This window comes from Allosphingosinicella sp. (genome assembly GCF_059502505.1).
In genome coordinates this window covers 291,339-310,799 of record NZ_JCACEU010000014.1, presented here as the reverse complement: position 1 = coordinate 310,799, position 19,461 = coordinate 291,339, and the positions used below count along the sequence as shown (strand labels likewise).

The window sequence follows — 19,461 nt, the reverse complement described above, 5'->3', positions numbered from 1 at the left end:
TGCGTTTCGATCATCCGCTCGCTGCTCCCGCACGCATCCGATCAAGCCGGCGATGGTTCGAGCGCGGCGACGCTCGCTCCTCCGGAAGATGACGGCCGGAGCGATCGGTTCTAAGCAGAAACCAGTGTGAGTCCGGGAATGCCCTGGATTCGTGAATGACTTGCCATTCGCCTCGGCTGACACGCTCGCCGATATAAGCTTCCAGCTTGCGATAGGGCAGCGGCTGACCTCGATGGAAGAGCGTCTCGTGAAAACGAAGCGCGCCCTCAAGTTTTTGATACAGCACGTAATCGGGCGGAGACCGCCGCAGGTCGGCCAGCAGGCGCGTGATCTTGGGAGCCGTTGAAAGATCGTACCATGTCTGGAGATAGCCCCGCCAAGCCGGAACGCCGCAATAGTAATTGGCGAAGGAGAATGGCGTCGACCACATGGTTTTGCTGGTGTCGAGCTTGGCACAGACAGGATCGATGAAGCTTGCCAGCTCCGACGTGATGAAGTGCGTGCCAAGCCGATCGTCCTGGCGAATGCTGACGTTAGGCGCTGGTGCGCTCACGCGATAGCTCCACCAGGACCACGGATTGTTGAAGCGCGCCTTCACTGCATATGCGGCGAGCAGGAGACAAAGCGCCGCGAAGGCGAAGCGCGCTCCTGTTTTGAAGGGCGGAGATAATGAGCTGAGCGCCACAAGCGGAACGAGGAGGAGTGTCACCGCGAGCGGGAATTCCAAGCCTCCAAATCCCCCCCCCGAACTGAGGCTGCCGAAGATGAACAGGAATATAGGATACAGGCCTAGAGCCCAGATCCCGGATTGCGGATCGGCACGCTGAACTTTGCGGGTGGCGGTATGCAGCGCCCTTCCCAGGACCAGAGCGATCATGCCGAGCAGAACCCAAGGAGTAAGTGAGTAGAATATGTCGGACTGGTAACCCCATCGCAGGACAAAGATCAGGTAGAGGCCGGTTATCGCAACCAGGGCATTGGAGACCCGCGGCTCAGATCGCTTGCGCCAAGCCAAGGCAAGTCCCGCAACGGCCGGCAGAAGCAGCAAAGGAAGCGGTGCAAGGGTCGGCGTGGCGACATAGGCGGCCGAGTTCATCAGGAGCCTGAAGGGATAGCGCCAGATTCCTTCTCCTCCCTTGGCGGTCGAAGCCTCCAGCAAGGTGCTGTTTACCCAGGCGGTCGGCGTTTCTCCGAGCACGAGAAGCGCGACGGCGATGATCGAGGCCGAAAGCAACAGGGCCCCCGTCCCGACCAGCATGAGTTCACGCGAGAACCGCTGTTTGAGAACAACGATCAGGCCCACCGAGGCGGCGATTGCCAAGGCGTCATTGATCCGCGTGAGGAAGATCAACGTCGCAAGCGTCACCTGCAACAGAACATAGCGCCGAAGCGGTTCGGCTCCGGAAATGTATCGTGCTGACAGGAAAACCGACGTCAGCACCCATACGTGCGTCACGGCATGATAATCGTCGAACCTGAAAAAGACGGGGTGGATCGCCGTAAAGAAGACCGCAAGCTGGAGCAGTCCGGATTCCATCGGATGAAGCCGCGCTAGGCGGGATGTTCGGTAAGTCAGATACACATAGCAGAGGAGCACAAGGCCCGGGAGAATGCGCTGGCCCAATATGGTGTTCGGAGCAATGCCCAACGACCACATCGACAGGATGAAATAGAGCGGCTGCTGATTGACACCTAGGTCAGAGTAAAGCCTGCTGCCCTGGCGCATCAGCTCGGCATGCAAGGTCCAATATCCGTCCGCTGGCGACACAACATAGACAAGCAGAAAGACACCGAAAAGAAAGCAGAATCCGGAGACGAAAAGGCTGAAAAGGCGCTGAGCGTAAGCGCGTTCCGCCAATAGGGCGAGCACATGAGTCATGGGTATGCCCCCGGGGCGCGCTTTGCCGGCACTATATTTTCAGAAAGCGAAGAGGGGCGATCGACGGGCCGGAGCCAGACGCGCGCCTCTGGCGTGGGACGCCCTGTTGGTTGCAGGTGCCAAGCAGCATCATTCATCGCCACCTCTGAAGACGAAGTGGCGCATGGCCAGATAGGTGAAGACCGCCAGTGGCGGCAGCGTGACCGCGCCCGCGAGCAGCGGGCCGAGGCCGACCCGCTCCAGCGCCGTGATCGCAGCGATGTTAAGCCCCATCTGCACCACGTAGACCCCGGCAAAACGCGGCAGCAGGCGAGCGGCTCGGTTGCGGAAGACGATCGTTCCGGTCGCCACGAAATTGAAGAGCACGCCCAGGATTGTGCTGAGCACGACTGCCCCGGGTGTAGGAACGTCGAGCAGGATCAGGGCAGCGTAAAGCGCATATCCAACCAGGGTGTTGATGCCGCCTACCGCAAGGAAGAGCACGAAGCGCCAAAGTCCTTGAGGGTACGACCGAGCCCCTTCCGGCGGGGTCTCCACGCTGGTTGCCCTCAACTTCAACATGTTACATCTCGCTCCACCCATTCGGTCAGGGCAGCCACATCAGGCGGTTGTCCCGCTTCGTCAACAGTCGCGGGCACCCTTTGCATTGGCCGGTCCCGCGGGGTTATGGGTTGACGGAATTGGGCGTCTCCGCCAAGCGCCACCTCATTCAGCCAGTTAGACAGAAGGTAAGGCCGTGAACTCGACTGAACGCAAGATGCTGGAACTCTTGAAGAAAGGGCGCGACCAGCATGGCGTGGTGGCGGTCAAGGCTGAGTTCGAGGCTGAGGGCACGCGACCGGACGAATTCCACCGCCTGCTTGAGCTCGCGCAGCGCGCGGACCTTAAGGTCGCGCTGAAGATCGGCGGTTGCGAAGCGGTCTCCGACCTGTTCTCCACCAAGGTTTATGGCGTCGACTATGTGATCGCGCCGATGGTCGAGACGCCTTATGCGCTCACCAAGTTCATCGACGCCAAGAACAAGACACACGGCGCGCACGAGGAGCGGACGAACTTCCTGTTCAATCTGGAGACGCAGACCGCGCTGGAAAACCTGGACGCCATGCTTCCGTTGGCGCGCGAGAACCGCGTCGGCATCGTCTTCGGCCGCGTCGATTTCACGCTTTCGCGCGGCCTGCCGCGAGGTGCGATCAATGATCCCTCAATCACCGAGGCGGTCCTCAAGGTGGCGCATGCCTGCCGCGAGGCCGATCTTGAACTGGTGGTCGGCGGCTCCGTGTCGACGGACGCGATTGAGGCGCTGCGCCAGATCCAGGCGGTCCGCCTCGACCGCTGCGAGACTCGCAAGGTTATCTTCGACGGCGCTGCCGTGGTGGGCGACGGAATCGTCGCGGGCATCGCGAATGCCGTGGAGTTTGAGCTGCTGTGGCTCAAGAACAAACGGGACTATTACCACCGCATCGCTGAGGAAGATGTGGCGCGCATCGAAATGATGGAAGCGCGGATGCGGAAGGCTCCGGCCACGGCCGGCTGACCTATTGCCGGATGGCGAATTGGCGTCTGCTCGTCTTCGGAGCGTCGGGTGCGATCGGGCGCGCAGTTGCGCGACGAGCCCTTGGTCGCGGCTGGTCGGTGACCGGCGTCTCACGTGGCGCTCCGCCGGACGATGCTGCGGCTGAGATGCGCTGGCTGAGCTATGATCCGCTGACGAGCGCCGGCTCTTTCCCGGACGACGAGCCTTATGACGGCGTGTGCTGGGCGCAAGGCGCCAATATGGCCGACTCCCTCGATGGGTTCGACGCTCAGCGCCACATGGAACTCTACGCCGCCAACTGCCTCTCGGTAATGATCGCGGCCTCCGCGCTGCTGCGATCCAATCTGCTGAGCGCCAACGGCGCACGGCTCGCGATCGTCAGCTCGATCTGGCAGGAGCAGGCACGGAGCAACAAGCTGTCCTACACCGTATCCAAAGCGGCCATTGGCGGACTGGTGCGGTCAGCGTGCGTGGACCTCGGCACGAGGGGCCATCTCGTCAATGGCGTGCTGCCGGGTGTGCTCGATACTCCGATGACCGCCGCGAACCTCTCTGCCGAGCAGATCGCCGCAGTGGCCGGCATGACGCCGCTTGGCCGGCTGCCCGATCTTGATACCCTGGCTGATCTGATTTGCTTTCTCTGCTCCTCGGACAATAACAGTATCAACGGCCAGTCCATCGCTGTCGATCTTGGAATGAGCAATGTTCGCCTCCTTTGACATCGTCAGCACGACGGGCAGCTATGGCGTCGAGATCGAGCCCGGACTGCTCGCTCGCACCCTCGCCGCGCCCGGCGAGCGGCTGTTCATCGTCGACGAGTTCCTGAGCGAGCGGCTTCGTGCTGTCGGCATCGATCCGATCACGATCGTGGCGGACGAGCATGCCAAGTCGCTCGACCGGATGACCGAAGTCATCGTCGCGCTCCGGGACCGCCGCGCAACCCGCAATTCCGAGCTGGTCGCGATCGGCGGCGGGGTCGTCCAGGACGTCGCCGCTTTCGCCGCGTCCATCTATATGCGCGGTGTCGGCTGGACCTACGTCCCGACGACTTTGCTGAGCATGACCGACAGCTGCATCGGCGGCAAGTCGTCGATCAATGTGGGAAAATACAAAAATATCGTAGGCACTTTTCATCCACCTGCCGCCGTCCTGATAGATCCGGCGCTGACCCATACGCTTTCGGTCGAACAGAGGGCCGCCGGTCTCGTCGAGGCCGCAAAGATCTGCCAGTGCAGAGGATCAAAGGTCTTCGGGCGCTATTTGGCACTGAAGCCGGAAGTGGGGGCCGACGAAGGAACGCTGGCGGCGATCATCGACGAAAGCCTGCGCGCCAAGAAGTGGTTCATCGAGACGGATGAATTCGACCGGGCCGAGCGGCTGCTCCTCAACTTCGGTCATACTTTCGGACACGCGCTCGAGGCGGCAAGCAGTTTCGCGGTGAGTCATGGAATCGCAGTGGGGCTCGGCATGCTGGCTGCACTGGAACTCGGCCGGGTGATCGGTCTCACCGACCCGCGCGTGCCGGAGATCGTCCGCTTCCGCGCGCATATCGAAGGCCTCGTCAATGTCGTCGAGAATCTACCGGCTGTGCTGGCCGGCCTCTCCACTCCGGCGCTGCTGGAGGCATTCGGGTCGGACAAAAAACATAGCCGTGATCGGTTCGCCCTTATTCTAATGAACTCGGATGCGGAGGTGGAGCGTCATTTCCTCACGCGCGATGCGGCCTCTGCCGATCTCATCGGATCGGCATATGATGCGATGTTGCGCCGGATCATCCATGGACCGGACGGATCGGAGAAGCCCATAGATTTCCAAGGGCGCGACGAGTGGCGCCGTCGCTCGTGACAAGTTCCTGTTCAAACAAGATCGAGTATCGTCGATGACAGATTGGAAGGGACGAAAGGTCTTCGTCACCGGCCATACAGGTTTCAAGGGAAGCTGGCTGTGCCTGCTTCTGAAGGAGTTGGGCGCTGAGGTCAGCGGGTATGCGCTGCCGCCGCCCACGGACCCAAGCCTGTTTTCAGCGGCCGACATCGCGGGTCTGACGCAGGGCGTGTTCGCTGACATCCGCGATTATGACGCTGTTCTGGCGAGCATGCGGGCGGCCGACCCGGAGGTGGTCTTTCACCTCGCTGCGCAGCCGCTGGTTCGCTATTCCTATGAGCAGCCGATCGAGACCTACGCGACGAACGTGATGGGAACCGTCCACGTGCTCGAGGCGGTCCGAGCGTTGGGAACGGTGAAGGCGGTCGTCGCCGTGACGAGCGACAAATGCTACGAGAACAGGGAGTGGGTCTATCCCTATCGTGAGACGGACCCGATGGGCGGCCACGATCCCTATAGCAGCAGCAAGGGCTGCTCCGAGCTCGTAATCGCCGCTTATCGAGCTTCCTATTTTCCACCGTCGAAGCTCAAACAACACCAGACTGCGGTGGCGTCGGTGCGTGCCGGAAATGTGATCGGTGGAGGCGACTGGGCGCTTGACCGCCTGATCCCTGACCTCGTCCGCGCCTTCGAGGCTGGTGAGGCGCCGGTGATCCGCTCCCCTGGGTCGGTGCGGCCGTGGCAGCACGTTCTCGAAGCCTTGGTCGGTTATGTTCAAATCGCCGAGCACCTGCTCGCCGGCGAGGCTCGATTCGCAGATGCCTGGAATTTCGGTCCGGCCGATGAGGATGCGCAACCCGTGGCCTGGATCGTCAACCGTATGGCCGATGCCTGGGGCGTTGCGAGCGGCTGGCGCGACTGGCAGGGCGACATCCCGCACGAAGCGGGCCTGCTGAAGCTCGATTGCTCCAAGGCCAAGGCTGAGCTTGGCTGGCGACCGACGTTGACCCTGGACGAGGCTATCCGCTTCATCGTTGAATGGCACAAGGCCGTGGCAAGAGGTGATAGTCCGCGGGAAGTCAGTTTGAGCCAGATTCGAAATTTTCTTGCCCGCCGTGACGAAACGGTGCGCTGCATGGCTAGCGGACGGACGGATGTAGCCGATGAAGTATAGCGACCAGATCGGTGCCTGGCTCAAGGCCGCCGGCTACACCCACTATTTCTACGTCGGCGGAGGCAATATCATGCATCTGACCGAGAGCCTCGATCGCTACCTCAAGGGTGTTCCGGTCGTGCACGAAGTCGCTGCGGGCATCGGGGCCGAATATTTCAATGAGATCGCCGCGCCCGCCAAGGCGCTTGCCCTCGTGACGGCCGGCCCTGGCCTCACCAACATTGTCACGGCCCTTGCTGGCGCTTTCCTGGAAAGCCGCGAATTGCTCGTGATCGGCGGCCAGGTGAAGACCGCGGACCTGTCCCATGGGCGCCTTCGTGCCCGTGGAATCCAGGAAATAAGCGGCGTCGAGCTCGTTCAGTCCACGACCAAGCTCGCCTACCGGTTCCTCGAGCCGATCTCGGGCGAGGCTTTCCACGAGAAAATCGCGATGAGCTGGACTCCACGCAAGGGCCCCGTCTTTCTCGAGATGCCGCTCGATATCCAGGCTGCGCAAGTTGAAGAGACTTCTCTGCCGCCGCTCGCCTCGGCGTCGTTACCGCAGGCGACGGATGCGGAGATCGCCAACGTGGCGGATCTCTACGCTCAGGCGGAGCGGCCTATCCTGCTCATAGGCGGAGGTGTCGATTACCGCACGGCTCGCGACCTTCACGGGCGCTTTGCGGAGCTCTCAGTTCCTGTGGTCACCACGTGGAACGGTACGGATCGGTTCGACGCCGGCGATCCGTTCTATTTTGGTCGGCCGAACACGTGGGGGCAGCGCAGCGCGAACATCATCATCCAGCGGGCCGACTTGATCGTTGCCGTCGGCACACGACTTGGCCTGCAGCAGACCGGCTTCAACTGGCAGGAATTCGGCCGCGACGCCACCATCGTGCATGTCGACATCGACAAAACCGAGCTTGAAAAAGGCCATCCGCGGACCGATCAGCGCCTCGCCGTGGATGCCAACCATTTTCTGCGAGCGCTGCTTTCTGGGGAGCTGGAGGCGAAGCCTGCCTGGATGGCCGAGGCGCGCCGCATCCGGGATGCGATCCCGCGCGTGGAGCCCATCAACAACACCGGGGAGGGCTATCTCTCGCCTTACGACCTAATGGTGCGACTGGACGAATTCACGACCTCCGACGACATTGTCATCCCCTGCAGCAGCGGCAGCGCCTTCACCTTGGCTATGCAAGTGTACATGCAGAAGCTCGGGCAGCGGGTGATTACCAACAAGGGCTTGGCCTCAATGGGTTACGGGCTCTCTGGAGCAATAGGCGCCGCGATTGCCGGCAATGGTAAGCGAACAATCCTCTTCGAAGGCGATGGCGGCTTCGCCCAGAATATGCAGGAGCTTGGCACGGTTTCCGTTAACGATCTGAATCTCAAGATTTTTATCTTTCACGATCAAGGCCACGCGTCGATCCGCATGACTCAGCGCAACTACTTCAACGGTAAATATCTCGGCTGCGATCGCCCCTCCGGGCTTGGTCTGCCGGATTGGACGCGTCTGTTCGCCGCCTGGGATGTTCCGGTGATGACGCTCCCGCTCGATTTCGAGAAGGACGCCGAGTTCAGGCAGCGGATGGATGGAGCCGGGCCGCAGGCTTTCATCGTGCAGATCGACCCGGAACAGACCTATTTCCCCAAGATCAGCAGCCGTGTCACCGCCAATGGGTCGATGGAATCAAACCCGATTGACCGAATGACGCCGGAAATCGACTATCTCAACGAGCTTTCCGACGCCTAACTGATGTCGCGCGGCCGCTCTCTCCTTCTAATTGGCGGCTCAGGCTTTTTCGGCAAATCTTTTCTCGACGCTTATCGGCGAGGTTTGCTGAAACCATGGGGCATCGACCGGATCAAGGCGGTCGCCCGAAGCGCCTCGACGCTCGCTCATGACTATCCTGAGCTAATCGGGCCCGGTGTCGAGCTAGTCGACGCGAATGCCGGGCTCATCCGGCGCCTCCCCGAGGCGGATTATGTCGTGCACGCGGCCAGCACGACGGATGCGCGCCGTTACGCCGAAGATCCCCAAAGCGAGCGGGCCAACATCCTCGCTTCGGTCGACAATTATGTTCAGATTGCCACGCAGGACCATCGGTCCAGCCGTATCGTTTACGCGAGCAGTGGTGCCGTATACGGACAGCAGCCGCCGAACCTGCTTGAGCTGGCAGAGGATTTCATGCCCGGAGAAGCAGGCGAGCTGGCCAGTTACAAACGCGACTATGCCGAGGCCAAGCGCCTTGCCGAACAGCGAATCGCGAGTCTCGGCCATGTCGGCATCAGGACGGCCGTCGCCCGATGTTTCGCCTTTATCGGCGTCTATCTCCCGCGTGATCAGCATTTCGCGATCGGCAATTTTCTGGCCGATGGCCTTGCGGCCCGACCTGTGCGTGTCAACGCGCGCAAGGCGGTCTATCGCAGCTACATGCACGCAGACGATCTCGTGCGCTGGCTGATGATGATTGCCGACGCGAGTTCCGTCGACTGTCCCATTTACAATGTTGGTTCGGACGAAGCGGTGACGATGGGCGAGATCGCTCGCGTCGTGGCCGACCGCTTCGGTGTCGCCGCGGAGGTTCCACCTGTCAGCGAGAGCGACGTGGATCGCTACATCCCCTCGATCCGACGGGCCCGTGCTGAGCTAGGTCTCGAATTATCCTTTAACCTCGAGTCGTCCGTAGATGACGTCGCGGCGCGCCTGGAGGCGGCGCGACACTGATCATTTCCAGGTACGCCACGGCGCCTTCTTGCTCGCCCACATCTCTTCGAGCAACTGGCGGTCGCGCAGCGTGTCCATCGCCTGCCAGAAGCCGTCGTGGAAGAATGCGCGCAACTCTCCCTCCTGGGCGAGCGTGGTCAAGGGCTCGCTCTCCCAGATAGTCTCGTCACCAGCTATGTAGCTGTCTATGTTGCGGGACAGGACGAAAAAGCCGCCATTAACCCAACCGCTCTCGTCCTTCGGCTTTTCCATGAAGCCGGTCACCGAGTTCCCGCCTTCAAATGTCAGCTGGCCGAAACGCCCGGGGAGACGCACCGCTGTCACGGTGGCGAGACGCCCGTGCGCGCGGTGGAATTCGATCGATCCCGAAATGTCTACGTCACCAAGGCCGTCGCCGTACGTGAGGCAGAACTCCTCATCGTCGCCGATGTAGCGCAGCGCCCGTTTCAGGCGACCGCCGGTCATTGTCTCGTCACCGGTGTCGATCAGGCTGATCCGCCAGTTTTCGGCGAGGTTGCGATGAACCTCGATCGTGCCCTTCTGAAGGTCCACCGTCACATCCGACATGTGAAGCCCGTAATTCGCGAAATACTCCTTGATCATGTACCCCTTGTAACCGAGGCACACGACAAAATCGGTGATCCCATGCTGGGCATAGCCCTTCATGATGTGCCAGATGATCGGGCGGCCGCCGATCTCAACCATCGGTTTCGGGCGAACGCCGGTCTCCTCGGCCAGCCTCGTTCCCAATCCCCCGGCAAGTATCACCGCCTTCATCAACATACCCTTTTTCGACACGGAAAGCGCCCCTTGGACGAAGGGAGGCCTAGCAGCGCCTGACTGGGCAAACAACCTTGGAGCGTCGCGCCGGCCAAGGCGCCGCTGCGCCTGCATCGGGCATGATTGCCTTTACGTGCCACCTCCAGTAGCGCCGAGCCATGTCCTATCATCCTGTGCGGCACCGTGAAGGGCGTTGAAACCGGGCTTTCCGGTCTTCGCATCCTTGAGCCGACTGTTTTCGCCGACGAGCGCGGCTTCTTCATGGAAAGCTTCAACCGCGCGCGCTTTGCCGACCTGGTCGGTCGAGACATGGATTTCGTGCAGGACAATCACAGCCGCTCATCCAGAGGCGTGCTGCGCGGCCTCCATTATCAACTCGAACCCCATGCTCAGGGCAAGCTGATCCGGGCACTCCGAGGAGAAATCTTCGACGTCGCGGTCGATATCCGCCCCGGCTCAGCAACCTTCGGCCAGTGGCGTGGCGTCCTCCTTTCTGAGGAGAATAAGCGGCAACTCTGGATCCCGGAGGGCTTCGCTCACGGCTTCCTCGTCGTAAGTGACGTGGCGGACGTGCTCTACAAGGCGTCCTCGTTTTACGCGCCAGCCGCAGAGCGCTCGATCCGGTGGGACGATCCTGCGATCGGGATCGACTGGCCGATGGCAGGTGGAATAACTCTGTCGGCGAAGGACGAGGCGGCCTCGCTCCTCGCCGACGCCGAGCTGCCGGGAGCATCATGACCGAGGAGGCATCCTCCTACCGTCAGATATTGCGGGCGACATCGATTATCGGAGGAGCGACGATCGGCTCGATCCTGATCGGACTCGTCAGGACGAAGATTTTCAGCCTAGTGATTGGGCCCGCAGGGATCGGCCTGATGGGCGTGCTCAATTCGATCATGATGACGGGTGCGGTGCTTGCGGGTGCGGGCCTCGGCACCAGCGGCGTCCGGGAAGTCGCGGCCGCCGACGCCAAGGACGATTCGGCAGCCGCCGTGCGGGTTCGTGTGGCTTTGTGGTCTTTGACGTGGATGCTGGCACTTGCTGGCGCGTTGACGCTCTGGGTCCTTCGGGAGCCTTTGGCTCGGTTCGCCGCCGTTGGCACCGAGCATGCTGGACTCGTTGGCTGGCTGAGCATCGGGCTGTTGCTTTCGGTGGTGGCCGCATCCCAGTCTGCGGTGCTCCAGGGCTATCGTCGGATCGCCGATATAGGCCGGATAAAGCTATATGGCGCGATCATCGCTGCCGTTCTTGGGATCGTTGCTATCGCCGTCGATGCTTACGCCGGCATTGCGCTTGCGCTGATTGCCATCCCGCTCGGCTCGGTGTTGGTGGCTCTCTGGTGCGGTCGCCGTCTCCCGGCGCTCGGGTCCAGTAAAGTCACGGCTCGACAGGTGAAGGCCGAATGGACGCCCCTCCTGACGCTTGGTCTGGGCGTGATGGCATGGACGCTCATCAGCCAGGTGACCCAGCTCGGCGTACGGGCGATTATCGTGGACGAAACCAGCCTCGACGAGGCAGGCCTCTTCCAAGCCGCATGGATGACGTCCACAAATTATATCGGCCTTGTGCTTGGAGCGATGTCGGCCGACTATTTGCCGAGACTGAGCGCCCTCGACCGCTCGCCCGAGACCCAGAAGCTCGTCGACCATCAGCTTCATGTCGCCCTCCTGCTCAGCCTTCCGCTGATCGCCGTCCTAATCGCCGCGGCACCGCTGGCCCTGACGGTCCTCTACAGCTCTGCATTCACCGAAGCCGCCTCGCTCCTCCGTTGGCAACTGGCGGGCGATTTCCTGAAGATCGCCGGATGGGCCGTTGGGTTCGTGCTGCTCGCACGCAAGGACATGGTCGTCTTCTTGCTCGCGGAGGCAGCGCTGAGCCTCGTCTATATCTGCGGCGTCGGTCTGCTGTTGCCGCGGATCGGGCTTCAGGGGGCCGGTGTCGCCTATTTCGGGGCATATCTCCTATACCTCGGCTGGATCTCGATCCTGTCCCTGCGCCGGCACCGGATCGTCATATCTCGCGGTAACTGGAGCATCATCGCAGTGGCGCTGCCAGCCCTGCTCGTGTTGATCGGCGCCTCGTATATCTCAGAGGCTATTGTCCTCGTCACCGGCGCCGCTATCGCAGCGGCATTTACCTTCACGGCGCTCCGGCAGTTAGGGAGCTCGGCCGGCATCTCAAGTCGTATTTTGGCGTCACGGGGGTATGGATCAGGCAACGACCTGCCGAGTGAGTAAGCCGCCCGCCACATATCGCTCTGCGCCGCAGCCGGAGGTTGCCGTGCAGCTGGATCCTACTTCTCGCGACCGACGGCCTTCCGAATAAGGGGAGTCCGGATCAGCAACTGGTGCAGAAAATGCTTCAGCTTGCCCTTTCCGAACTCTTCCTCCGGACGCTCGCGATAATTCGTCATGGTCGAGGTGCCGAAACGGGTCTCTGATGCAGGGCGCTCGGCGGAGTAATAGTAGAGCGCCACGGAATTTCGGCGCACCTCGGCCGGGCAGGTCAGCGGATCGGGATGTCCATGATAGGATTCATCGGTCGTGGAGAAGATCACCATTCGGTTGAAGACAGGCGCAATTCTTGCGCCGCAGGATGATACCTTTTCGTCCCAAAGCTCAAGGTGCCCGTTCCAATCATCCTGCCAATTCTCGTTCAGGTAGACGAGGATGTTGATGCGGCGATGAAGCTTCAGTGACCGGTGCCAGTTAAAGTCGGTATGGACCTTGAGGAACCCGCCCGGGCCGATCTGGTGAATCCCGCCCCCCTCGAGATGAGGATCGGGGATGAGGCTGTCGATACCCGTCACCGCTTCCAGGAAGCGCAGAAACGGCGCCGCATTGAGTTCGTCGATAAACCGCCGGCTCGTCGGTCCCAGCGCACTGATGTTCGAGATACGGTGCTTCTGGAAGGAGCCGTAGAAGCTCTTCTCAATGGTTTCGTCGGACGTGTGAATTTCAGCGGCAACGGAGCGCAAGAGAGACTCGGGAAAAATCCCGTCCAACACGATATGCGGGTATGGTTGGGCTGACCTGTAGGCCTTGGCGAGCGCCTCGAGGTCCAGCGACAGCAACTCACGTGCGTCGATCGTCTCGATCGACGGGATTTGAGTCTTGGAAAGCTGGTTCTGAACGATCATGCTGCTGCCTTGCTCGCCTCTGCCGAACATTTGCTCTTTTGGAGCAAGCCGCTGAGGCTCATTGAAAAAGCTGGCTTCGCCTACCGCCTGGATCGACTCTCAGCAAGAGCGGCGGCGCGGCTTGCTACCTTCTAGTGCAGGCCGTAGCGCAAAGCGCGTGCCCGAAAAACCAGTGGTCATCATTGTCGACGCCGCGATCAGCTTCACCGGGGCGATCAAGGCCGCGTGTCGCGAGGCTGCGATCCTCAACGATGTGGCCACGTTCATCCTCGTGCTTCCGATCGATAGCGGGATCAAGGACGATGAAGTTCCCGAATTCGACCGTATAATCAGGCTCCCGCTCGCTCAGCTTCGACGGTCGGCTCGCTCCCTCCTCGGCTACGCTCCCGGCCTGCTACGCGCTGGCCTTCAACTCCGGCGCTTGGCCCGCGAGACGAGGTGCGAGCGCCTTCAGATCAATGACTTCTTCATCCTTGAAGGAGCAGTCGCGCGGCTACTCGGCTATCGAGGCACCATCCTAACCTGGATACGCATAGATCCCCGCCGCTTCGGAACGCTTGGACGAACCTGGCTTGCCATAGCTCGCCGAACGTCTCAGCACCTGATCGCCGTTTCGGAGTTCATTGCCCGGCGCGTAGCCGCAGATGATGTGAGGATCGTCTACGATCCGTTCCCCTCCCTCGGCTGCGGAGACGTGGACGGCGATTCCTATCGACTGATCTTCGTCGGCAACTATATCGACGGAAAGGGGCAGGACCACGCCATCCAAGCCTTTTCGCTCATCGCTGCCCGACATTCTCATGCCGAGCTCCACTTCTATGGAGGCGACATGGGGCTCGCAAAAAATCAATTCTATCGAAACCGCCTCCAGGATATGGCATCGACAGCCGACGGGGGGGATAGGATCTATTTTCACGGCTTCGTTCAGGATGTCAGGGAGGCGTTTCACGGTGCGCGAGCACTGCTGAATTTCTCGTCATCGGAGTCCTTCTCGCTGACATGCCAAGAAGCAAGCGCATACGGGCTCCCAGTAGTCGCGACGCGCTGCGGCGGCCCGGAGGAGATAATCGAGGATGGGCGAACGGGCTTCTTGGTGCCGGTTGGTGACATCCAAGCAATGGCCGATCGCATGGACACCATTCTTGCGGACTCGGACCTTGCCCGACGGATGGGCCGATCAGGCGCTGCCCTAGTGCGGACCCGTTTTGCCGTGGAGCCGTTCAGAGATGAATTAAAGAAGCTTCTGAGACTCTAAACATCCCGCCGCTCAAGCGAGCGAAGCAAGTCAAGAAGCCGGGGTGCGTGAACCTTGAGCGAGTATTCATTCTCCACGCGGCGTCTGCCTGCCGCACCCATGCTTCGACGTAGCGCCGCATCCTTCAACAGGCGTTCCAAACCCTTCTTCCACTCTGACAAGTCCGATGCGACGAGACCGGTGGTTCCGTCGAGCACGATCTCGCCGTTGACGCCGACCGGCGAGGCAACGGTCGGAAGGCCGCACGCCATATATTGAATAAGCTTGTAGCCGCATTTGCCGCGGGCCCACGGCTCATCGGGGACCGGCATGATGCCGATATCCATATGCTGGATGTCGGTGATCTCCCGCTCCTGGCTCCACTCTCTCGCGTCGATCCAGGACAGATCTCCGGCCTTGGGTCCGGCACCCACGACCAAGAGCCTCGCGCCGAAGCGGGGAAGCAGTTCCCGGAGCATCGGTAGCAGAGGCTCAACATAGGTCCAAGTCGATGGCGAGCCGATCCAGCCGACCGTCAGCGGCGGATTCCCGGCACCGGCGACCGATGACGGCCGATAGGCGTCTGTATCGACGACGGTTGGAAGGATGATGCTCCGCGAGCAATATTGAGAAGCATAAGCGTGGAGATAGGCATTGCCGCAGGTGCATGCGCTCGCCGCCCGCAGCAGCGGGACGAGCTTTCTGCCCAGCAGCCGCCTGACCAAAGGCCGGCGATGGGCATCGTACATGTGGAAGATCGCATCGTCATAGTCGAAGATGATCGGTTTGCCGCTCGCCCGAACCAGTCGCTCGAACGCACCCGGCAGATAGGGAAAGAGCTCAGCATAGACCCACAGCAGGTCGAAGTCGCGCCGGCGCAGGAGCTGGACCATCCGCTCCGCATAGGCCTTCGCGATGGCGGTCTTGCTTCCGGACTGCCCCCTCGCCAGCGCGCGCATATAGTCATTGCCGTGGAGCGGTAGACAATCGACGTCCACCCCGTGCTCGCGCAGGTAAGGAACATATTGAAGGAGGCGCTGGCGCGTGCTCGCGGCCAGATCGCCATATTTCGGGAAGGCCAGGATCCGCATGGCTGTTCGCAGCAGCGCAGTCTCAGCGCGCCGGCGATGCCGCCGCGCGATGTGCGACAAGGCGTTCGACTACCCTGCCAAGCGTATCTTGAAGCGCAGTGGGCTTGATACCGAACTGAGTCACGAACGCAGAGGTTTCGAGGCGAGAATTCTGCGGTCGGGCGGCCTTGGTGGGCCAATCCCTGCTCAGGATGGGTCGCACCGCCGCAGTCGGCCCACCGAAACGAGCGCTCGTTTCCAATATGCGCTCCGCAAAGGCGGCCCAGCTCATTTCATCGGCACCCCCGAAGTGGAAGGTGCCCGATACGGCGTCCGTCTCCACCACGCTCAGCAATGCCTCGGCAAGATCGAGCGCATTGGTCGGGTTGCCCACCTGATCCGCGACAACGCTGAGCTCATCACGCGTCTCAGCGAGCGACAGCATGGTCCTAACGAAATTCTTTCCCCATGGACTGTAAACCCATGCGGTCCGGACGATGAGGTGATCCGGGCATCCGGCACGAGCTTGATCCTCGCCGAGCAGCTTGGAACGCCCGTAAACGCCAAGCGGAACTGTCGGTGCGTCCACGCGATACGGTTCGGTCGCCGTCCCGTCGAACACATAATCGGTCGAGACATGGATCAGGCGGGCGCCGATGGCATGCGCCGCGGCAGCAATTTCACCGACCGCATCGCCGTTGATCCGGAAAGCGCGGGCGGGCTCATCTTCGGCCTGATCGACGGCCGTATAGGCAGCCGCGTTGATCACCACGTCGGGCGAGATGCGGCGGACGGCTTGGTCTGCGCTGCCGGGCAGTTCCAGATCCAGCTCAGGCCTGCCGAGCGCGATCAGTTCAAGGTGCGGGCGGCCGCCGCCGCGCTCGATCAGGCTTCGGGCAAGCTGCCCCTCGCGCCCAGTGACGAGTATCCTCATCCAGCGGTTCCGAGCCGGGCGCCCGCATATTTCTGCTCGCGGATCTTGCGCCACCACCATTCATTTTCGAGATACCAGTCGATCGTCTTCTCGATGCCGCTCTCGAAGCTCTCCTGCGAACTCCAGCCCAGCTCTTGCTCGATCTTCGAGGGATCGATCGCATAACGGCGGTCATGGCCCGGCCGATCGGTCACGAAGGTGATAAGGTTTCGCCTGCGATCGCCGCCGGAGAGTGGCACCTTCTTGTCGAGCACGTCGCAGATCGTCTCAACCACCGACAGGTTGGTTCGCTCGGCGCGCCCGCCGACATTGTAGCTCTCGCCGATCCGACCATTCATCATGACGAGCTCGAGCGCCCGCGCATGGTCGTCGACATAGAGCCAGTCGCGCACATTCTCGCCCTTGCCGTATACGGGGAGCGGCTTACCCTCCAGCGCATTCAGGATCACCAGAGGGATCAGCTTCTCTGGGAAATGATAGGGTCCGTAATTGTTCGAGCAGTTGGAAAGGACGACAGGCAGCCCGTAAGTCTCATGCCAGGCGCATACGAAATGATCCGAAGCTGCCTTCGACGCGGAATAGGGCGAAGAGGGGGCATAGGGCGTTTCTTCCGTGAACACGCCACTGTCGAAGGGCAAATCGCCAAATACCTCGTCAGTCGACACGTGATGGAAGCGGAAACGCCGCTTCGCCTCGTCGCCAAGCTCTCGCCAGTAGGTGAGCGCGGCGTCGAGCAGGCGGTACGTTCCGATGACGTTGGTCTCGAGGAAGATAGCGGGGCCGTCGATCGAGCGGTCGACATGGCTCTCAGCGGCGAGGTGCATGATCCGGTCGATCCGCTCTGCGCGCAGGATCTCCAGCATCGTCCCGGCGTCGCAAATGTCCGCCTGGCGAAATGCATAGGTCGGTTCGCTGTCGATCTCCCGAAGCGAGTCGAGATTGCCCGAATAAGTCAACTTGTCGACGTTCACGACCTGATAGCCGCTGCGGACGAGGTGGCGGCATACCGCGCTGCCGATGAAGCCGGCACCGCCGGTCACAAGGATGCGTTCAGGGGTTTCCATATCGTGTTCGCCTGGCTTCAAGCTTCTGCGTGCTCGCGAGCGCGCCGCCGGAGATATGCGGCATAATCGGTCTTGCCGAGCGCGTCGGCGCGCGCGACGACGGTCTCGGGGGTCAGATAGCCGAGTTCGAGACCAATCTCCTCCAAGCACATGATCTTGAGACCCTGCCGGTGCTCGATCGTACGAACGAAGGAAGACGCCTCGTGAAGGCTTTCATGCGTGCCCGTGTCGAGCCAGGCATAGCCGCGACCGAGCCGGGACACATGGAGCAGGCCCCGCTCCAAATAGGCGCGATTGACGTCCGTGATCTCGAGCTCGCCGCGCGCCGATGGCTTGATGGACGCGGCGATATCGAGAACCTCGTTGTCGTAGAAATAGAGGCCCGTCACCGCCCAGTTGGACTTCGGATCCGCAGGCTTTTCCTCGATGCTTATCGCCGCCTGCGTCATTTTGTCGAAGGTGACGACGCCATAGCGCTCCGGATCCTCGACAGCGTAGGCGAAGATCGTCGCCCCCTCCCTGCGCCCCGCCGCGTCCCGGCAGATCTCGGGCAGGCCCGCTCCATAGAAGATATTGTCGCCGAGGATCAGAGCGACAGGATCATCGCCGACGAATTCGCGCCCGATGATGAATGCCTCGGCTAGTCCGTTCGGCGCCGCCTGTTCGGCGTAGCTGAGCGAGATGCCGAAGGCCGAGCCGTCGCCAAGGAGGTCACGAAAACGCGGGAGATCTGCGGGCGTCGAGATGATCAGCACCTCGCGAATGCCCGCGAGCATCAACACGCCGAGCGGATAGTAGATCATCGGCTTGTCGAAGATCGGCAGCAGCTGCTTAGACACAACGATGGTGGCCGGGAAAAGCCGGCTGCCGGTCCCGCCGGCAAGGATGATACCCTTCAAATCAGCATTCCTCACGGGCCTGGCTGGTCAGGTCCCGCGCCTAACCAGCAGAAGTTAAGGTTGTCGTTCGTCGTGTCGATGCCTTCAGGCGTCACCGAACAAGGGATAGATCTTGTAAGGTAGCCAGAATTCGGAGTGGGTGGCGTAGTTCAGCCAGACGAACTGAATCAAGGCGGAATAGGCGATCACCAGGAGACCGGCCTCGCCACTGGCTCTGCCCCTGGCGCCGAGGGCGCTCGGCAAGGACGATAGAACGGCCAATTGCAGGGGGATGAGATAAAGCGCCAGCCGGTCGACGACGGCCGATCCTTCGGTGAAGTAGAGCATGATCAAGGTCGCGAACGCAGCGAACGAGAAGTTACGCCACAACTTATCCTGCTGAACGCTGAAGAAGCCAAACCTCTTGCGGAAAAATATGAAGATGGCGGCAGGGACGATGTTCATCGCCAGCCGGATCGCAGCGCCCTGCGAATTATAACTCTGATCGACATAGACGGCGACCATGCGATCGAATGACGATTGCACGAAGAAATAATAAAGCATCAAAGCCAGTACAAAGAGGAGTCCGACGACGACAAAGCGGTTGCGCGCGGCGGCTAGGGCGACGAGCGGAAGGACGATGACTGCCGATTTGTGGAAGGCCGCTGCGAAGATGATATAGCCGCTGAAACGGAGGATCGTCGATCGGTCCAGAACCGAGAGGCCCGCCAGCACGATGCCTATCGCAACACCTTGGCGGCTGTAGCCCATGGCGACCACGATAGTCAGATAGGGGATCGCGACGACGACAGCGAGCCACGGATTTGGCATGCGGCGGGCGAAGCGGATCAGGCCCCAGGTGAATATCAGGCCGCAGATGAGATTGACGAGCCACATGCCGGCACCGACTTCATCCGCCAGCCAGTTCAACGCCGCATAGCCGGGGTCTCCTGACCGAAGCGCCGGGACAAGATCCATGTAGCTGATGTAGAAGTAGATTTCTTCGTACGCGCCCCAGTCGCCGCCGACCTGGTAACGCAGACCGATCATCAGCGCCATGAGGAGCGCCGCCGTCGCCAGGAAGGGCGCCGCCTGGCTACCTATCGGCGCACGTCGCCGATATTCGATCGCGCCCGCTGCAAAAATGCTGAATAGGAGCCAATAGGGGAACAAAGCAGTCTCGAATCTGGGTTTGGAATCACCGTCGCTGATGTTAACGCCGACGGCTGAAGCGCTTATAGGCG

Annotated in this window: 18 protein-coding genes; 9 read left to right on the top strand and 9 right to left on the bottom strand. The window is 61.3% G+C overall.

Translation table 11 applies throughout. The features are described from left to right. Nucleotides 1–10: 10 nt before the first annotated feature. Nucleotides 11–1,879: a hypothetical protein gene (locus tag AC5JBD_RS03675; RefSeq protein ID WP_495720399.1), complete on the bottom strand. Its 1,869-nt coding sequence runs from the start codon at nucleotides 1,877–1,879 to the stop codon at nucleotides 11–13. A gap of 129 nt (nucleotides 1,880–2,008) precedes the next feature. Continuing rightward, nucleotides 2,009–2,362: a GtrA family protein gene (locus AC5JBD_RS03670; RefSeq protein WP_495720398.1), complete on the bottom strand. Its 354-nt coding sequence runs from the start codon at nucleotides 2,360–2,362 to the stop codon at nucleotides 2,009–2,011. A 253-nt stretch (nucleotides 2,363–2,615) separates the two neighbouring features. On the opposite strand from AC5JBD_RS03670, the gene AC5JBD_RS03665 reads away from it, so the two are divergent. The 6 genes from AC5JBD_RS03665 (at nucleotide 2,616) to AC5JBD_RS03640 (ending at nucleotide 9,118) form a co-directional block, all read left to right on the top strand. After that, the gene (locus AC5JBD_RS03665) at nucleotides 2,616–3,413 is read left to right on the top strand and encodes an aldolase/citrate lyase family protein (protein WP_495720397.1); all 798 of its coding nucleotides are present in this window, start codon (nucleotides 2,616–2,618) and stop codon (nucleotides 3,411–3,413) included. A 146-nt stretch (nucleotides 3,414–3,559) separates the two neighbouring features. After that, a complete protein-coding gene (locus AC5JBD_RS03660) occupies nucleotides 3,560–4,132 on the top strand; it encodes an SDR family NAD(P)-dependent oxidoreductase (protein WP_495720396.1) in 573 nt (190 codons plus the stop codon). Further along, on the top strand, nucleotides 4,116–5,258 hold the full coding sequence (locus AC5JBD_RS03655) for a 3-dehydroquinate synthase (protein ID WP_495720395.1): 1,143 nt from the start codon (nucleotides 4,116–4,118) through the stop codon (nucleotides 5,256–5,258). The genes AC5JBD_RS03660 and AC5JBD_RS03655 overlap by 17 nt, the downstream gene beginning before the upstream one ends. A gap of 34 nt (nucleotides 5,259–5,292) precedes the next feature. Next, nucleotides 5,293–6,411 carry a CDP-glucose 4,6-dehydratase gene (rfbG, locus tag AC5JBD_RS03650; protein WP_495720394.1) on the top strand — a complete coding sequence of 373 codons (1,119 nt, stop codon included), beginning with the start codon at nucleotides 5,293–5,295 and terminating at the stop codon, nucleotides 6,409–6,411. Then, a complete protein-coding gene (locus AC5JBD_RS03645) occupies nucleotides 6,401–8,143 on the top strand; it encodes a thiamine pyrophosphate-binding protein (RefSeq protein WP_495720393.1) in 1,743 nt (580 codons plus the stop codon). The genes rfbG and AC5JBD_RS03645 overlap by 11 nt, the downstream gene beginning before the upstream one ends. A gap of 3 nt (nucleotides 8,144–8,146) precedes the next feature. Then, nucleotides 8,147–9,118 (top strand): NAD-dependent epimerase/dehydratase family protein, encoded by a 972-nt coding sequence (locus AC5JBD_RS03640; RefSeq protein WP_495720392.1) that lies wholly within the window; start codon nucleotides 8,147–8,149, stop codon nucleotides 9,116–9,118. Here the strand turns inward: AC5JBD_RS03640 and rfbF are convergent, their stop codons facing one another. Further along, nucleotides 9,119–9,916 (bottom strand): glucose-1-phosphate cytidylyltransferase, encoded by a 798-nt coding sequence (gene rfbF / locus AC5JBD_RS03635; RefSeq protein ID WP_495720391.1) that lies wholly within the window; start codon nucleotides 9,914–9,916, stop codon nucleotides 9,119–9,121. It lies immediately after the preceding gene. A 165-nt stretch (nucleotides 9,917–10,081) separates the two neighbouring features. On the opposite strand from rfbF, the gene rfbC reads away from it, so the two are divergent. Both rfbC and AC5JBD_RS03625 read left to right on the top strand, forming a co-directional pair. Further along, nucleotides 10,082–10,636: a dTDP-4-dehydrorhamnose 3,5-epimerase gene (rfbC, locus tag AC5JBD_RS03630; protein WP_495720390.1), complete on the top strand. Its 555-nt coding sequence runs from the start codon at nucleotides 10,082–10,084 to the stop codon at nucleotides 10,634–10,636. Then, nucleotides 10,633–12,135 carry an O-antigen translocase gene (locus AC5JBD_RS03625; protein ID WP_495720389.1) on the top strand — a complete coding sequence of 501 codons (1,503 nt, stop codon included), beginning with the start codon at nucleotides 10,633–10,635 and terminating at the stop codon, nucleotides 12,133–12,135. The genes rfbC and AC5JBD_RS03625 overlap by 4 nt, the downstream gene beginning before the upstream one ends. Before the next feature lie 56 nt (nucleotides 12,136–12,191). On the opposite strand, the gene AC5JBD_RS03620 is transcribed toward AC5JBD_RS03625, so the two are convergent. Next, nucleotides 12,192–13,067 carry a 2OG-Fe(II) oxygenase gene (locus AC5JBD_RS03620; RefSeq protein ID WP_495720388.1) on the bottom strand — a complete coding sequence of 292 codons (876 nt, stop codon included), beginning with the start codon at nucleotides 13,065–13,067 and terminating at the stop codon, nucleotides 12,192–12,194. 127 nt (nucleotides 13,068–13,194) lie between these two features. Between AC5JBD_RS03620 and AC5JBD_RS03615 the strand changes: the two genes are divergently transcribed. After that, nucleotides 13,195–14,292, top strand: a complete 1,098-nt coding sequence (locus AC5JBD_RS03615; RefSeq protein ID WP_495720387.1) for a glycosyltransferase family 4 protein — start codon at nucleotides 13,195–13,197, stop codon at nucleotides 14,290–14,292. Here the strand turns inward: AC5JBD_RS03615 and AC5JBD_RS03610 are convergent. From AC5JBD_RS03610 to AC5JBD_RS03590, 5 genes are all read right to left on the bottom strand, one after another. Then, a complete protein-coding gene (locus tag AC5JBD_RS03610; RefSeq protein ID WP_495720386.1) occupies nucleotides 14,289–15,362 on the bottom strand; it encodes a glycosyltransferase family 4 protein in 1,074 nt (357 codons plus the stop codon). The two genes, AC5JBD_RS03615 and AC5JBD_RS03610, sit on opposite strands and share 4 nt — an antisense overlap. Nucleotides 15,363–15,384: 22 nt before the next feature. Next, nucleotides 15,385–16,275: a dTDP-4-dehydrorhamnose reductase gene (gene rfbD, locus AC5JBD_RS03605; RefSeq protein ID WP_495720385.1), complete on the bottom strand. Its 891-nt coding sequence runs from the start codon at nucleotides 16,273–16,275 to the stop codon at nucleotides 15,385–15,387. Further along, the gene (gene rfbB / locus AC5JBD_RS03600) at nucleotides 16,272–17,339 is read right to left on the bottom strand and encodes a dTDP-glucose 4,6-dehydratase (RefSeq protein ID WP_495720384.1); all 1,068 of its coding nucleotides are present in this window, start codon (nucleotides 17,337–17,339) and stop codon (nucleotides 16,272–16,274) included. The genes rfbD and rfbB overlap by 4 nt, the downstream gene beginning before the upstream one ends. 17 nt (nucleotides 17,340–17,356) lie before the next feature. Continuing rightward, nucleotides 17,357–18,238: a glucose-1-phosphate thymidylyltransferase RfbA gene (gene rfbA, locus AC5JBD_RS03595; protein ID WP_495720383.1), complete on the bottom strand. Its 882-nt coding sequence runs from the start codon at nucleotides 18,236–18,238 to the stop codon at nucleotides 17,357–17,359. 84 nt (nucleotides 18,239–18,322) lie between these two features. After that, complete coding sequence (locus tag AC5JBD_RS03590; protein WP_495720382.1) at nucleotides 18,323–19,390, bottom strand: EpsG family protein; 1,068 nt, start codon at nucleotides 19,388–19,390, stop codon at nucleotides 18,323–18,325. Nucleotides 19,391–19,461: the final 71 nt, after the last annotated feature.